This is a genomic window from Mesorhizobium loti R88b, from assembly GCF_013170845.1.
Lineage (GTDB): Bacteria > Pseudomonadota > Alphaproteobacteria > Rhizobiales > Rhizobiaceae > Mesorhizobium > Mesorhizobium loti_B.
Map to the genome: position 1 here is coordinate 5,314,790 of NZ_CP033367.1, position 14,601 is coordinate 5,329,390.

A 14,601-nucleotide genomic window follows, 5' to 3' on the forward strand; every position below is an offset into this window, starting at 1 on the left:
CGCTATAAGCACCCCTCGATAAAGGGGCCGCTGACCCACAGCGAACCATTGTTGAACATGCTGGTCCCGCTGTCGTCGATGTATCCGACGGCCCTGTTGTCGACATGCAGCCTGTTCTTCGGCACCGCATGGCCGTTTACCTTGACACTCCCGACAAACAGGTTGCGATCGCCCGCCTTGCCGGCCCCGGCCCAGAGATCGTTGGCGTAACGCAGTTCGATCTTCTGCGGATTTGGCACGGCGCCGAGATCGAAACGAAATGGTGTGGCGTGAGCGGACGCTGCCTTCAACTCCGCCACGATGGCGTCGGAGGTGATCGCTTTGCTTTCCACCCCCTGGATTTCAACCTCTCCAACGGTTTTTCCGTCAACCAGCACGTCGAGCCGAGGTGGTCCTTCAAAGCTGGTGCCGGCGGCGTCGACCTCAAGGCTGTCGATGCGGCAACGGGCCGCGTTTTTCTCCGTCTGAGCGATCATATCCGCTACCCGCCGCTTCTGCGACTGCACCCATCCGGCAATGGGCCGCAGCAGTTCGCTATGGTCGCCCGTGTCGTCCTTGACGAGATTGACTTTTTCCGTGGGATCCGCCTTGAGATCATACTCCTCGACCTTGCCGGTGGAGGCGCTGAAGATGACTTTGCGATCATTCTCGCGGTAGCCGAATTGGAACCCGCTCCACGGGATGAAGAAGAATGTCTTGTTCGGCCGCTGCTCGCTGAACAGGCTGCGGCCTTGCCACGGCTTCGGCAGCGGAAGGCCGAGTATATCGAGGATGGTTGGGGCCATGTCAACAATTCCGCCGACCGAATGCGCGACATCATCATGAAAGAGCTGCTTGTTGATCATGATGAGGGGAATATGGATGTTTTCTTCGTAGAGAGCGCTGGCATGGACGTAATTTCCGTGCTCTCCAAACGCTTCGCCGTGATCGCCAAGTATGACCACAAGCGTGGAATCGAGTTTGCCGGATTGCTTGAGTGAATCAAGGATCTGCCCGAGCGCCTGGTCGCCGATCTTCAGAGCATTGAGGTAGGCGTTGAACTTCTCGTCATCCGAATAGTGAACCTGCTCGCTGTCCGTGAAATAGGGATAGTGGGTCATCGCCGTGAACATGACGGCGAAAAATGGATTTTCCGCATCCTGATTCACCCAGTTGATGACGGACTGGGCCGTGCAGAGATCGCTGTTGTAGTCGAAATTCTTCCATTCTTCCGAGCTGAGCTTGAATGTGGGAATGGTGCATTTCTGACCGCGATAGTCCTGGATGATATCCAGCCCCTTGTTGAGCAGAAACTCATCCACGCGCTGGAATCGTGAATCCGCGCTCCAGAAGAAGCCGGTGCGAAAGCCACTCGCGGTCAGAGTGTTGGATATTGAATTCAGCGGCAGATCCGGGTGGCTCGCGGTCATGCCGTAGTAGGATATGTCGTTGTACAGCGAGCTGAACAAAGAAAATATCGAATAGTTCGTGGAAGGCGTGTGCGCGTATATATTGTCGAAGCGCAGGGAATCGCTCGCGTAGCTCTTTATATTTGGTGTGACCGGGTACTTTCCGCCAAACGTCTCGATATAGCGGGATGGCACCGATTCCATCATGAAGACCAGCACGTTCTTTATCGGATTTGGCGACGGCGCCTTGAAACGGGAGGTCTCCGCCGGACGCTCCCCAACGCTGGCGACGTCCGGGTCGTTGGCGTCGACTTTCATGGTGAAGACGACCGGCGTAGGCTTGAGCAAGGCGGATTCGACAAAATGCACGATCGGATTTTCGACTTTTGCCGCCGGCAGGGCCGCTGCCTGCAGATAGCGTCCGGTACCGAACAGTGCCGCCGCAACGCACAGGACCACCACGCCCAGGACTATCGTGCGGCCGGTTGGCCCCAGCCGCGAGCATAGCCTCGCTGCGGCGTACCCCAGGACCAGCACCATAACTATCGAGATGGACGAAACCGCGAAATCCCTTGGATTGAGCGCGTCGCCTATCGCGTTCTTGGCGTCGGCGTTCTGCAGGAAGTCGCCATAGACCAGCCATTGGAAGGTGAACGGCTCGCTCAGCATCTTGACGAGATTGATGTTGGCAAACCCCCAACACAGCGAAACAAGGATAGCGATGTAGAATATTGCGACGACGACGACGGTGCCGAGGCGGCTGGCCCTCGCCAGGAAAAGCAGAACCAAGGCTGCCGCCGTCAGCGACACAACGAAAACCAGGTCGTAGTAGCTCGCGGCTATTCCACTTGGGATGGACGCCGAGAGCCCCTGCAGCGTCGTTTGCGGATTGATGATGAAGCTTCGGTAGATGCCCAGAAGCAGCCAGGAGAACAGGGCGGTACAAATGACCAGCATGCCTGCGCGAAAGAAGCGCGTGTCGCGGAGGGAACTGGGCCGTGTCTTCAATTCCATCTGACTGTTCCGTGCATGACTCGCGGGGGACAACCGAAAGAACAAATGTCTGGCCCTGTGAAGCCGCGAGCAAGTGCTCGCGCCGCCACCTCAACTCCTGCTGGCATTTGCTGGATGCCGGATTTGCCCCCCGGCAAATCGACCGAAAATCTCCAACCGACCGCTGCTTTCAATCTCCGGCGATCGAGACCTCATCGCGTACCTTGCGGCGCTTTGTTTTGGCAATCGGCCCGAGAAGGTGGCTCGCCTGACTCTTCCAATCCGGCTATCTGACAACGGCCTGATCCCAGCCTGGGTCAAAATGGAACGTGCGGGTTCCGATCCCGCCACGACCCGCGCCCGAAACCGGATAGGCCACGCTGACGATGCGCAGGCTGCCCGCGCCCTGCTGCAGCCCATATATGCCTTCCAGGCCGCGGTCATAAAACGCGGCGCTCGGGACTGACAGCGCCACACCTGCAAGCGAGGCCTGTAAAACGAGTTTCGCAACATTGCGCCGCACCGAAATTCTGTTCTCTGCGAGGTGCCTGATGATGATCACGATCACAAGCAACCCGTAGACGAACGCGTTGAAGGCGGCGAACCAGTAAAAGCCGGTGGCGTCCGAGGCGCGGTCGACAAGAAGGACCGGCAGCGAAGCCCCGATCGCAAGCGCCACATAAGGAAAGATGACGCGGGCAGGCAGGAGATTTTTCGGGCCGCTGCCCTTGGGGGTGACGCGAAAATCGACGAACGACTTGGTCAGATAATCACGAACCGAAGATAGCGCGCCCGCCAGCACCCATGGCCAACGCGCAAAGAAGGAGAACAGCGTTCCCTCCCAACTGATTGTTCTGGCATTGAGCGGGCGTGACAAGCCGAAGGCCCTCAGGAGCATTACGAGAAGAATCAGGGTTATGGAATTCGGCGCATAATAACAAAGAAAGTCGGCATAACTCACCTTGGCGAAGCTGTGCCCCGACAGCAGTGCATAGATTGGCATTGCATACATCAGAAGCGAGAATAGGGCGAACAGCGGGTACCAGAGCTGCCGAAAAAGGAACTGAAACTTCAACCGTGGCGGCAACTTGGAAAGGTAGATGGGCGAGTATTGGAGCATAATCGTCATCAGGCTCCGCGACCACTGGAACTCCTGCGTGACAAGGTCGGCGAAGGTTTGCGGGCCGTCGCCATGGGCGATGGCGTCTATCGCATGCACGCCGCGCCATCCGGCCGCAATGAACAGCATCGATGTCGAGTGATCCTCGGCCAATTCCGGGCCGAGACCGCCGATTTCCTTAAGTGCGGCGGTTCGCACGGCGTAGTGCGAGCCGATGCAAAGTGGCGTTCCGTCGCCCGTGTGGCCGGACTGCAGGGGGCCATGGAACATCCCTTCCGGAAACAGCCGGCCCCGCGCCGACCAGCTCTCGGCGGCGTTGTTGTCGCAAATGCTCGGCGCCGAGACATAGCCGACAGCGGGGTCGGCGAAGGCGACCAGAATCTCCCTGAGATAGGTTGGTGTCGGAACGTGGTCGGCGTCCATCTGGGCGACGAAGTCGTAGCGTTCGTAACCGTAATTGTCATAGAAGAACGCCAGATTTCCTTCCTTGCATCGCGTCCGGCGCGGCCACACCTGGCGATGATAATCGTCCCGCCCGCGCCGTGTCGAAATCATGACGTTATGGACATCGCACCAGGCAGCTGTTTCCTCTGAAGGATCCTCGTCAGCCAGCCAGGTGTCGTGTGGATAGTCCTGCGCTAGCATCGCCTCAAGTGTACGCACAATCACGGAAAACGGTTCGGAAGGCGCCTTGGTCACCACCATCGCGACCCGTGAATGTCTCGGGATCGTGTGAAGCTTGGATGGTTTTTTCATCGCATGCACGTTCAGGAGAAAGTACATCGGCATGAACGTCAGCCATACGAGTGTGATTGTCGCGATAGCGTATGGACCGATATTTTCAATGTGCTCCGGCTGCAGCCACCAGAACCAGAAAACCCCAAACGTGACTGACCAGCACCCAAGTCCGAGCTTCCAGAACCGCTGCTGGGAGGCCGACAGAACAGGCAAAAGAAAAGGGGCCGTCTTGGCGGCGGCCAATATCGCCTTGGATCGACCAGTCGACCTGGTCTTACCGCCGGTCCTGCCGGCGTCCGCGGAGACACTCATACACGTACCCACCACCACTTTGGACTTCAGTCGACCAATGGCTGAAGCTCTCAAAATCCCGGCGGAAGAATCAGCTCTCGCTTTCTTAGAGTCAACTAAATTAAGTGTTAGTTAACCACACCTCTTGAGAATTGGTTAATCTAACGCCTTGAATCGGGAGGGAATAATAGCGTCCGACCACTCGGGACATTGCGGTCGGCAAAACGATTGGCGCTGATAAACTCGCTGACACAGCCAAGGCGCCCGACAGGGATCCAGCCCGGCGGCAGCGTTAACCATGTTGCGGATGCCATGGTTAAGCAACCGTTAATTGCACTTGACTCTTGGTCCCGACCGGCTCTTAATTTAGCAAGGGATGATATATCGGGATATTTGACGCGAATTTGTGAGTATCGCGGCGAACCTTCTTCTCTTGAGCCCTTCGTGCCAGGGCCTTGAAGAGATGATTTCATGGCGGGATTTGTGCGTAGCACTGCCGCCAACAGTCGCTCCGAAATCCCGCAGATTCCGCCGATAAAGCCGATCGGGTTTTGGATGGCCGTGTCGATCATTGATCGACACGTGGGCGAAGCTTTGACTTCCGTAGGATGTCGAAGCCATGGGAGATTATGATGAAACACACCGCAGTAAGTGCACTTGTAATCGCGTTGGCTCTGGGCGGGAGCGCAGCGTTCCCGACTTCGGCCGGCGCCGGCTCGACAGTCGCGACGGATCCCGTTCAGACGAGCAGCGCCGCGTCGGCGTTCGGATCCTATGATCCCTACGGCGACTTCAGCGCCGACAAGAGCGCCAGCATCGAGGAGTTGTTCCTGCCTTGGGAAGACGTCGATCTGGCGACCCTTCCCTTGGCCGATGCCTATGCCCTTCAGCGGAACCGGTCCCTCTTGATCACCATCGAGCCCTGGACCTGGTCGAAGGACTGGCGCATCACCCCGAACGAACTGCGCGACGGCATATTGAGCGGCAAGTATGACGCCAACATGCAGGCGATCTGCAACCTGGTGGGGGCCATGAAGAGCCCCGTCACCATTCGTTGGGCGCAGGAAATGGAGGACAAGAACGGCCGCTTCACTTGGGCCAACTGGGCTCCCAAGGACTGGATCGCTGCCTACAGGCGCGAGGTCGATCTCTGCCGCAAGGCTGCTCCAGCCGCCAAATACATGTGGTCACCCAAGGGTGAAGAGGGTCTCGAGAAATATTACCCCGGCGACAACTACGTCGACGTCATCGGTCTGTCGGTGTTCGGCCTGCAGAAAAAGGACAATGACGAGACCGGTCATGACCGTACATTCGCCGAGATGCTGAAGCCCGGCTATGACCGCGTCGCGGGTTTCAACAAGCCGATCGAGGTGGCGGAACTCGGCTATGTCGGGAAGCAGGACTATGTTTCGCAATGGGAGGCCGATTCCCGCAAGTCCTATTCGGAGTTTCCGGCGCTGACCTCGGTCGTCTACTTCAACCAGAAGGAAGTGTGGCCATGGTTGGGTGGCTATGGGCTGCCCGACTGGAGGGTTACCCAGCATATCTTGCCCTAGACAGACGGCACCATGTGCAAAGGCAAGCGTAAGAATTGGGCGTAGCGTAAAAGAGTAGGGGTAGGGTCGTGAAACGAGTTCTGGGGAATTGTATTGGAACGGCATTTGCCTGTTCCATCGCTCTCTTTGGTTTCCAACTTCCGGCAACGGCCAAGACGGCGGCGCAAATCGCCGAACTGGCCAAGCAGGCCGAAGCAGTGCCCGACGAAGGCATCTACCAGATGTACCAGAACCGTTCGTGGCTCTGGGGTCGAAACGGTGCCGGTTACTTTGCCGTGCAGCGCCGTCAATTCAGTTCCTGGACTTCGGACAAGGGCAAGCTGGGCTATGGCGACGGCATCTGGTTCATTCCCGGAGGCGGCAAGCTTTGCTTCCGCGCAAAATGGCATGGAGCAGGAGGCGACGCCAACGCACTTACCTGTTTCGAGCATCGCCAGGCCGGCAGGGTGCTTTACCAACGCAAGTCACCGGATGGCGACTGGTACGTTTTCAGGAGTTCGCACCGCAACCTGGCGGACGAGTTCATGAAATTGAAATACGGCGACTACGTCACCCGGAAAGAAAACCGAATCAAAGCGATGCAGTAGGCATCGCCATTTGCCAGAAGCCGCTGGGCTAAGCCTTGCGCTCCCAGCGGCGGTCCGATGTCTGCTGCCAGTAGGTCACGGCGTGGCCGGCGTCCTTCATCGTCTTCCAATGCGCCCCTCGTCGCTAAAGATCTTGTCGGGCAGTTGCGGGCTGACCTGACATCGTCACCGGCTTGAAGCGGCCCTGCTCGTAGACGGGCTAGGTGCCCTATCTCATGGCCGGAGAAATTGGACATCGCGCAGCGATAGATGACATCGGCACCGAGGCCAGCGAGCAGGACAAACAGAAAGCGCATTCATATCACCGCGAAGTATCGCAACCCTGCCAACAACGCCCTGACGGTCAAAAGGCGATGGCCTGGCAATCGGTTCAGCCTGCGTTGCCAACGCTTCAAGATTCGCGCAACGCTTCTGGCCAACGAAGCGGCCACGGTGATTGCCTCTTGATGTCCCATGCCAAATAGCACCGTGCTGATCACCGGGGCGCGTGCCCCTGTCGCGCTTCATCTGGCGCGGCTGCTCCACGCCACCGGGCTGCGCATCATCCTTGCCGACAGCCCGGCCCATCCGATCGCTGCTGCAAGCACGGCCTGCGCCGCCTATCGCCGTCTGCCGCCGCCGCGCTTTGCCGGACATGCCTATGGCGAGGCCGTGGAAGCGCTGGTGCGCAGCGAGGCCGTCGATCTCGTCATCCCGACCTGCGAAGAGATCTTCTATCTCGGCCAGATCTGGCGCGACCGCGCCCTGCCGGCCCGACTGTTCGCGCCCGATATGGCGCTGCTGGCACAGGTCCATGACAAGCACGCGTTGATACGACTGGCCGAAAGCCTCGGCCTTGCGGTGCCGGAGACCACGCTGCTGCAAAGCGGGGATGATCTGCAAGCCGTGCGTGGTCAGTCTCGCGAGCTGGTGTTCAAACCGGTCTGGTCGCGTTTTGCCAGCCATGTCCTGCTGCGCCCCTCGCCGGAAAAGCTCGATGCAATCAACCCTTCGCCAGCAATCCCATGGGTGGCACAGCGCTTTGTCGACGGCGACGAGATCAGTGCCTATGCGGTGGCGGTGAAAGGCGAGCTCAAGGCGCTGGGCCTCTATCGCTCGCTCTACCGCGCTGGCAAGGGCGCCGGTATCTGCTTCGAGCTGGTCGACGACCCTGCCGCGCGGCTCTTCGTCGAAAGCTTCGTGGCCGGCACCGGATGGACCGGACAGATTTCCTTCGACCTGATGCGCGAACAGAGCGGCGGCATTCTACCGCTCGAATGCAATCCGCGCGCCACCAGCGGCCTGCATTTTTTTCGCGATCCGGAGCGCTTCGCCGACGCCATGCTCCGTGATGGCGACGAGGTGATGCCGGACGTCGATGTGCCACAGACGGTACGGCTGGCGATGTGGATTTACGGACTGCCGGCGGCTTTGCGGTCACGACAGATCCGGCGTTTTGCCCAAGCGATGCGCGATGCCGACGAACTGCTTGACTGGCCCGGCGACCCCGCGCCGAAACGGGCGCAATGGCGTGCCCTGGCCGAGATCGCCGGCACGGCACTGCGCCAGCGCATCAGCCTGCAGGTAGCATCGACGCGCGACATCGAATGGAACGGAACGCTTCAGGATTGATGCAAAGGATTCCGCAAACACGCCTATCCCTTTGTTCAGCCGAGTTTTTCTGACTGTATCCGTCGAGACCTAAAGTTCGATCTGGTGAACGCTCGGCTCCGTTGCGGCCGATGGCATCTTGCCGTCCATGATGGCTGATATATCGCGCCGCAGGAAATCCAGCGGCCCGATAGCAGGCAGCACCTGAGGCGGAAAAAGCGCATTGTCGCTCGCCGATTTCAACACCCTGCGATCCTGCCCCAGCGCAATGTTGAACAATGGCTTGAAGGCGAGCGCCTTGAGATGACCAAAGCCTCCCTGCCGCTGGCCGATCAGCCAGCCGACGCCCTCGACGGTCCGTTCATCGGCCTGGCGCAGATGAAAAGTCGTCGCCAGCACGAGTCCGCCCTTGCCCCAATATTCCAGCTCGGCGATGCCGGGGTAACGGAAGCGGCCGATGGTTTTGGTCCGCTCTCCTTCCAAAAGCCGGCTGATCAAGCCCTGCTGACGCTCTTCGCCGGTGTAGCAGGCTTCGACCCAGCCCTCGCCGCCGGTGACCTCGACCCGAACCAGATGGCGCTTGGCACTGAGGCCGCGCAGCAGACCCTTGTGGGTGAAATGCGTGTGCGTGGCATCGAGGATGTTTTCCGCCGCATCGATGACCGTCGATTGCGTCGAAGAACGCACGCGCCGCACGATCACATCCTTGCCTTGCATGCAGTGCAGGTAGGGTTCGCCGCTGGGCGTACCGACCGCGACGAAGACGACGCCGTCGCGCTCGATCGCATGATAGCGCCGCACCCTGTAATGCGGCATCTCGCCGACATGGCCGGGAATGGCGGTGCAGCGGCCGTCGCCGTCGAAGCGCCAGCCATGATAGGGACATTCGATCTCGCCCTGGATGATCTTGCCGGTCGACAATTCGACCAGCCGGTGCGCGCAACGGTCGAACAGGGCCGATATGCCGGTGCTGGAACGAAACAGCACGATCGGCGCGCCATCAAGCAGGACACGCCAGGGCTTGCGGCCGACATCGGCCGACAGCGCCACCGCCTGCCAGAACTCCTTCTTCGCGGGAAGACTCACAGTTCAAATCTCCGCAGCAGTGGTATGCCCACCTGCGCCAGAACCATTTCCATGATCCGCACCGCCGCGCGGCGACGGCGGGACAAATGGCCGACATAGACGGCGTTGTACTCGATTGCCGGCACGGCGCCGCGACGGCGTTTGAAATCGGCCGCACCGGCGCTCATGTTGAAGAACAGACCGCGCGCGGTGGCATGATCCTGCGCCGTCGCCATCATCATGCGGTAGAGCGCGTCGCTGGCCGGCAGGCTGGTGTCGTAGCCGACGATGGGCTGGGTCAGGGTGCCGCCATTCTCGAACAGGCCGGTGACAGCGACGAGGCTGCCACTGCCGTCACGCAAGCCGGCGAGCTGCAGGATACCGCGCCGATGCATCTCGCTGATGTAGCGTGCCGTGTAGTGCGGATTGAGCGGCGTGTACTTGTCGAGATAGAGCATGGCGTAGAGCTCTTCGCTCCTGGTGTAATCGGCGTCAGTGAAGTCGCCGTTGCCAACCCGTCGATAGGGCGTCGCGCGCAATCGGGCGCGGTCGCGCTTCATGTCGCGTGTCATTGGCGGCGCAGCACTGCGGTCGGCGAAGATATAGATCTGGCGCGCCGCCAGCATGCGAAAACCCTCCGCCTTCAGCGCTGCGATGGTCGAGGGATCGGCGATCTCATTGAGCGAACGGATGACGATGGCGCGGTCGGCAAAGCGTGCCGTCAGACCGGCCCGTATCGCCGCGATCGCTATTCTGTCGAGCCGGGGCACCGGATTGGTCGAATAGAGCCAGTTGTTGAGTTGCGCCTGGTGACCGAGACCGCTCGCTTTGACCAGCGGCGCGCAGGCTCGGATCAGCGCGCGAATTGTCCCCTGCAGCAATGGCACTGAGCTGAAGTTGCGCGTCTCGTCTATGGCATAGTCGATATAGGCGCTGGACGGACAGCAGATGTAGCAGTTGGGCGCCTCGCCGGCGTCGTTTAGCGTCAGCGGAAAGCTGCGCCCGGCGACTTCGAAAGTCTCGACCCTGACCGTCAGGTTGCGCACGAGGTCGTGCACCGCGGCTTCGTTGAACAGTCCGACGAAAGCCTCGACCTGGAGCGGGCTGTTCTCAACCAGATTGGCTTGGGTTTCTTCGAGGGTTGCGAGGCTCATGGAGCCGCTCCTGGCGGCAGCCGACATTCTACCCGGCGTAGTTTGCGGCTGGTTTCCAGCGTCAGCGGCACACGAACGAGTTCGACTGTGGCGATTGACCGGCGCGTAGCGAGCAGCGCGCGTACTGCCCCCAGTGCGGCCTGCGCTGCATCATCGGCAAGGTCGGGCGCCAACCGCAATTCGACGGTATCGGGCGTGGTCTGGATCAACCGGAAATCGTCGATGCGGCGGTCCGCCTTCAGCACCGCGTTGCGCAGAATGTCTGGTGTAACCAGGATCGGTCCGCGCACGGAGGCTAGCCGGAAGGCGTCGTCCATGCGGCCGACAATCTCGTCCACCGTGCGCAGTGGCGAGCCGCAGCGACAGGGCGCCTTGGACAGACGCAGCAGGTCGTTCATCCGATAGCGCGCCATGATCTGCGTGCGCCTGCGGAAAGCGGTGACCAGCGGCGTGACCAGGCCGTCGCCGACCGGCTCGAATTCGAAATGTACCGAATCTTCCGCCAGATGCAGCCCGCCTTGCCGGCAGGTGACCGCGAACAGCCCTTCCGTCGCCATGTAGATCTGATCGAGCGGGAGCGAGAAAAACGCTGTGATGACCGGCCGATCGACGGGATCCAGCGTTTCGGCGGCCGAGAAGATGCGGGCCGGCGACAGCTTGAATTTCTCGGCTGCGAAATGCCGCAGCATCTTCGGCGGCGCGATGATCACCGTTGGCGCAAAATCCTCGAGTTCCCTGCGCCAAATTTCGGGGCCGAGTGTCAGGTCGAAGAAGCCGAGTTCGATGCGCCGGGACTTCCGGGCGCGTTCATAGAGCCCGGTGTTTTGCGGCAGAATCACGGCCACGCGCTGCAGGCGCCATAAAAGATCGGGAATGGCTTTTGCCAGGATTGCACCCAGCCAACGATATGTCTCGGCCTCGGAAATGACGAACAGGCCGCGATTGCCCGAAGTGCCGGTGCTGGCGCCAACGGTCAGGTCGCCGAGGCGGCCATCGGCGGAAGCCGCGGCCCAAGCATCGCTGGCCGACACGCCAGCGATGTTGAAGCGCTCGAAATTCGCCATCAGCAGCGCCTTGTCGGTGACCGGAAGATCGCCAAGGCCGCGCGGCGGTTTGCCGTAGAAAGGCGCCAACGGCAGGTCACGATCAAGCCAGCGGCGCAAGGCTCGCGCCTGCCAGCGTTCGAAGTTTTCGCGGCTCTTGCGCGACACCCATTGGGTGACGGCAAACGAGCCCAGTGCCTCAGTGAGCCCGTTCATTCGCCCCCGGCGTCCAGATCGTATGGCGTCGGAACGGGATCGTGGCAGAACATCACTTCGCCGCCGGCCGCAGCAAAGCGCCTCAGCATATCGCTGGTCGGCTCGATGGCAGCGAAATCCTCGGCCAGCAGGCTCGCCGGAAAGCCTGGCGTGCGCTTCTTCAGTAGTGCCGCGACCAACCACTGCACATCGACGGCGTAGAGCAGCGGGCGTTCGATGTCGGGAAAGAGCAGGCCGAACTGGCCATCGGCATGGCCGGGCAAATCAACGGCGACCACGCTGCCGTCGCCGAACAGATCGGCGCCGCCGGGAATGGCTCCTCGCGACGCGATCTGCTGCTTCGCCGACAGCCCGTCGAGCCGGGTCTCAAAATCGGCCGGGAACAGTTCGGTGAAGACGCCATGATGCAAGTTCTGCCAGGCCGTCCGTACCTTCAGCCGCGACCAGGCAGCGTCGCTGGCGATGAAGCGGGCATTGGGAAACAGCGACAGGCCGGAAACGTGATCGGCATGGAAATGGGTGACGATGACGGTGCTGACATCCTGCGGGGTGAGACCGAATCGCGCCAGCAGCGGCAGCATTTGTTCTGATGCGTTGAGCTGCGGCTTCAACACCGCACCGTAGAGGCGGAGCGCTTTGCCTCTATGGTCGCCACTGATGGCCTGCGGCGTATAGCCCGTATCGATCAGCACCGGACCGGCCTGTGGATGGATGACGAGGCCATAGCGGACACGCAGTCGTACGCTGCGCCAGCTGCCGCCGCGCAGGATCAGCCTTTCGGCGGCACTGACCCAGGCGCTGTTGGCAAAGACAATCTTCACGCTGCCGCCCTCCCTCCGCCTTCCGCTTCGTTGCCGAATGTGCGGTCGAGCCCCTCCTCGAACGACACTTTCGGCGTCCAGCCAAGAATACGCCCAGCCTTGGAAATATCGAGGCTCTGGGCATAGGCGAACAGGCCAAGGCCATAACGGGTCACCAGCGGCTCAGGACGACCCGGCAAACGCAGCGCCACGGCCTCCATCAGGCCCGCCGCCAGCAGCGCCGGCCATAACGGCATTTTTCGCCAACGCACGGCCACACCGGCATGGGCGCAGGCGCCTTCGGCGATGCGGCGCATTGGCAACACCTCGCCGCCCGAGATATTGAAGATCTGGCCTTCAGCAGCATTGCCAGCCCCGAGCACCGCGACAACCGCGTCGACGACATCATCGACATGGGTGAGGTCTATGCGCGCATGGCCGTCGCGAAACAGCGGCAGCGGCCGTTGTCGGGCAGCACCAAGCAGGCGCGGCAGCAGCGAACGGTCGCCTGCGCCATAGATGCCGCGCGGCCGCAGGACAATTGATCCGACCTCGGGCGCCGCCAGCACGATCTTCTCGCCCAGCCGCTTGGTGCGGGCATAGGCGTTGACCGGCTCCGGCAAGACCATGTCCTCGGACACATCGAGCTGGTCGCGAAAGGCGAAACAGACCGAAGGGCTGGAGATGTGGACGAAGCGGCGCACGCCTTGCCGCCGCGCGAAATCGACGAGATTGCGGGTTGCCGTGACATTGGCCGTCTGGAAATCCGACAACCGGCCGAACGGCGCCGAAAGTGCGGCGCAGTGGACGATGGCATCGAGTTCGCCAAACGTGGCATCGATCGAGGCGTCGAACGGTTGCGACAGGTCGATGCGGACAACCGTGTGGCCGGCCGCTTCGAGTGCCGCGCAGCGTGCGGTGTCACGGCCCTGTGCCACCGCCTGTGTGCCGTCCGCTGCCAGACGGTCCGCGACATGTGCGCCGAGGAAGCCGCTGGCGCCGGTGACGAGCACGCGTCTCATGCTTGGAGCGCCATGCCGCCGAACGACACGCCGGCCGAGGTGCCGAGAAAGAGCACTTTTACGCCCGGCGTGATGCGACCTTGCCGACGGGCCACGTCGAGTGCAAATGGAATGGAGGCGGCGATCTGGTTGCCGTATCGTCCCGCGATGTCGACCAGCTTTTCCCGGGCAAAGCCGGTCTGGCGCGCCATGTGGGTCAAGGCAAAAGGGCTCGCCTGATGCGGCACGACCAGGTCGACATCGTCATGCCGCCAACCTGCTCGTTCGAGAAGGTCGCTGACGAAGCCGTTGAAATGGCGCGATGTCACGCGAAACAGCCCCTTGCCATCCATGTGGAACAGAGTGTGGCTGGCGAACTCCTGCGGCTGGCCGTGAAAATCGAAACGCGTGCCACCGGAGCCGATGCCGCAGGCATCATAGGCCGAGGGATAGGTGCGCATCAGATTGGCCACCACCTTGGCCTCCCCTGACGCCGACCGGCACAAGATAGCCGCCGCAGCACCATCGCCAAAGAGCGCGGCGATTTCCGGCTGGTCTTTCCATGGCAGCGCCCGCGAGGCGATTTCCGAAGAGAAGATCAGCGCCCGTTCGCTTTGTCCGGCTTCGATCATGCGGCCGGCGGTCTCGAAAGCGGTAAGGAAGCCGAGGCAAGTGCTGTTGACGTCGAAGGCCGCGGCCGAGCCATCGACCATGCCCAGACGCTGCATGACCAGCGGCGCGGTCGACGGCAGCGGCTGGTAAGGCACGCCGCAGCCGCCGATCACGAGATCAATTTCGCTAGCCTCGATTCCGGCATCGGCGAGGGCAAGACGGGCCGCCGCGCAAGCCAGATCTATCTGCGATTCGCCCTCGCAGACATAGCGCTCGATGACGCCGGTTGCCGCCTCCAATTGCCCAAGGCCAAGCCCCAGTCTTTCGTCGAGCGCGCGCGACGTCACGCATGCAGCGGGCACGGCTCGCCCGGTTCCGATGATCTCGATCCGCATTCTCAGCCCGCCGCGAGAGGTGCGCATTTTCAATGCTTAAATCGGATCGTTC

General features: G+C 61.2%; 11 protein-coding genes and 1 pseudogene. 3 read left to right on the forward strand and 9 right to left on the reverse strand.

The genetic code is table 11. The features are described 5' to 3' along the window. Positions 1-2 precede the first annotated feature (2 nt). Together EB235_RS26135 and EB235_RS26140 are read right to left on the reverse strand one after the other, a co-directional pair. Positions 3-2,402 carry a sulfatase-like hydrolase/transferase gene (locus EB235_RS26135; protein WP_027034509.1) on the reverse strand — a complete coding sequence of 800 codons (2,400 nt, stop codon included), beginning with the start codon at positions 2,400-2,402 and terminating at the stop codon, positions 3-5. A 265-nt stretch (positions 2,403-2,667) separates the two neighbouring features. After that, complete coding sequence (locus EB235_RS26140; RefSeq protein ID WP_027034508.1) at positions 2,668-4,551, reverse strand: glycosyltransferase family 2 protein; 1,884 nt, start codon at positions 4,549-4,551, stop codon at positions 2,668-2,670. Positions 4,552-5,159: 608 nt separating this feature from the next. On the opposite strand from EB235_RS26140, the gene EB235_RS26145 reads away from it, so the two are divergent. Both EB235_RS26145 and EB235_RS26150 read left to right on the forward strand, forming a co-directional pair. Continuing rightward, positions 5,160-6,086 carry a glycoside hydrolase family 26 protein gene (locus tag EB235_RS26145; RefSeq protein WP_027034507.1) on the forward strand — a complete coding sequence of 309 codons (927 nt, stop codon included), beginning with the start codon at positions 5,160-5,162 and terminating at the stop codon, positions 6,084-6,086. A 68-nt stretch (positions 6,087-6,154) separates the two neighbouring features. Next, entirely contained in the window at positions 6,155-6,673 is a 519-nt protein-coding gene (locus EB235_RS26150) for a DUF995 domain-containing protein (protein ID WP_027034506.1), read from the forward strand. Between the two features lie 28 nt (positions 6,674-6,701). Here the strand turns inward: EB235_RS26150 and EB235_RS34865 are convergent. Next, a pseudogene (locus EB235_RS34865) lies at positions 6,702-6,785 on the reverse strand (DNA polymerase III subunit chi); the annotation flags it as partial. A 341-nt stretch (positions 6,786-7,126) separates the two neighbouring features. Between EB235_RS34865 and EB235_RS26155 the strand changes: the two are divergent. Continuing rightward, the gene (locus EB235_RS26155) at positions 7,127-8,284 is read left to right on the forward strand and encodes a hypothetical protein (RefSeq protein WP_027034504.1); all 1,158 of its coding nucleotides are present in this window, start codon (positions 7,127-7,129) and stop codon (positions 8,282-8,284) included. Positions 8,285-8,353: 69 nt separating this feature from the next. Here EB235_RS26155 and EB235_RS26160 read toward each other — a convergent pair whose 3' ends face one another. Genes EB235_RS26160 through EB235_RS26185 form a run of 6 tightly spaced genes read right to left on the reverse strand, consistent with a single transcriptional unit; the run spans position 8,354 to position 14,549 of the window. Beyond that, positions 8,354-9,349, reverse strand: a complete 996-nt coding sequence (locus EB235_RS26160) for a Rieske 2Fe-2S domain-containing protein (protein WP_027034503.1) — start codon at positions 9,347-9,349, stop codon at positions 8,354-8,356. After that, positions 9,346-10,482, reverse strand: coding sequence for a GNAT family N-acetyltransferase (locus tag EB235_RS26165; RefSeq protein ID WP_051429824.1), 1,137 nt, complete (start codon positions 10,480-10,482; stop codon positions 9,346-9,348). The genes EB235_RS26160 and EB235_RS26165 overlap by 4 nt, the downstream gene beginning before the upstream one ends. Next, positions 10,479-11,741 (reverse strand): F390 synthetase-related protein, encoded by a 1,263-nt coding sequence (locus EB235_RS26170; RefSeq protein ID WP_027034501.1) that lies wholly within the window; start codon positions 11,739-11,741, stop codon positions 10,479-10,481. The genes EB235_RS26165 and EB235_RS26170 overlap by 4 nt, the downstream gene beginning before the upstream one ends. Continuing rightward, entirely contained in the window at positions 11,738-12,562 is an 825-nt protein-coding gene (locus EB235_RS26175) for an MBL fold metallo-hydrolase (RefSeq protein ID WP_027034500.1), read from the reverse strand. Before EB235_RS26175 ends, EB235_RS26170 begins: the two co-directional genes overlap by 4 nt. Beyond that, positions 12,559-13,563, reverse strand: coding sequence for an NAD-dependent epimerase/dehydratase family protein (locus EB235_RS26180; protein WP_027034499.1), 1,005 nt, complete (start codon positions 13,561-13,563; stop codon positions 12,559-12,561). The genes EB235_RS26175 and EB235_RS26180 overlap by 4 nt, the downstream gene beginning before the upstream one ends. After that, positions 13,560-14,549, reverse strand: a complete 990-nt coding sequence (locus EB235_RS26185) for a 3-oxoacyl-ACP synthase III family protein (RefSeq protein WP_032926121.1) — start codon at positions 14,547-14,549, stop codon at positions 13,560-13,562. The genes EB235_RS26180 and EB235_RS26185 overlap by 4 nt, the downstream gene beginning before the upstream one ends. Positions 14,550-14,601: the final 52 nt, after the last annotated feature.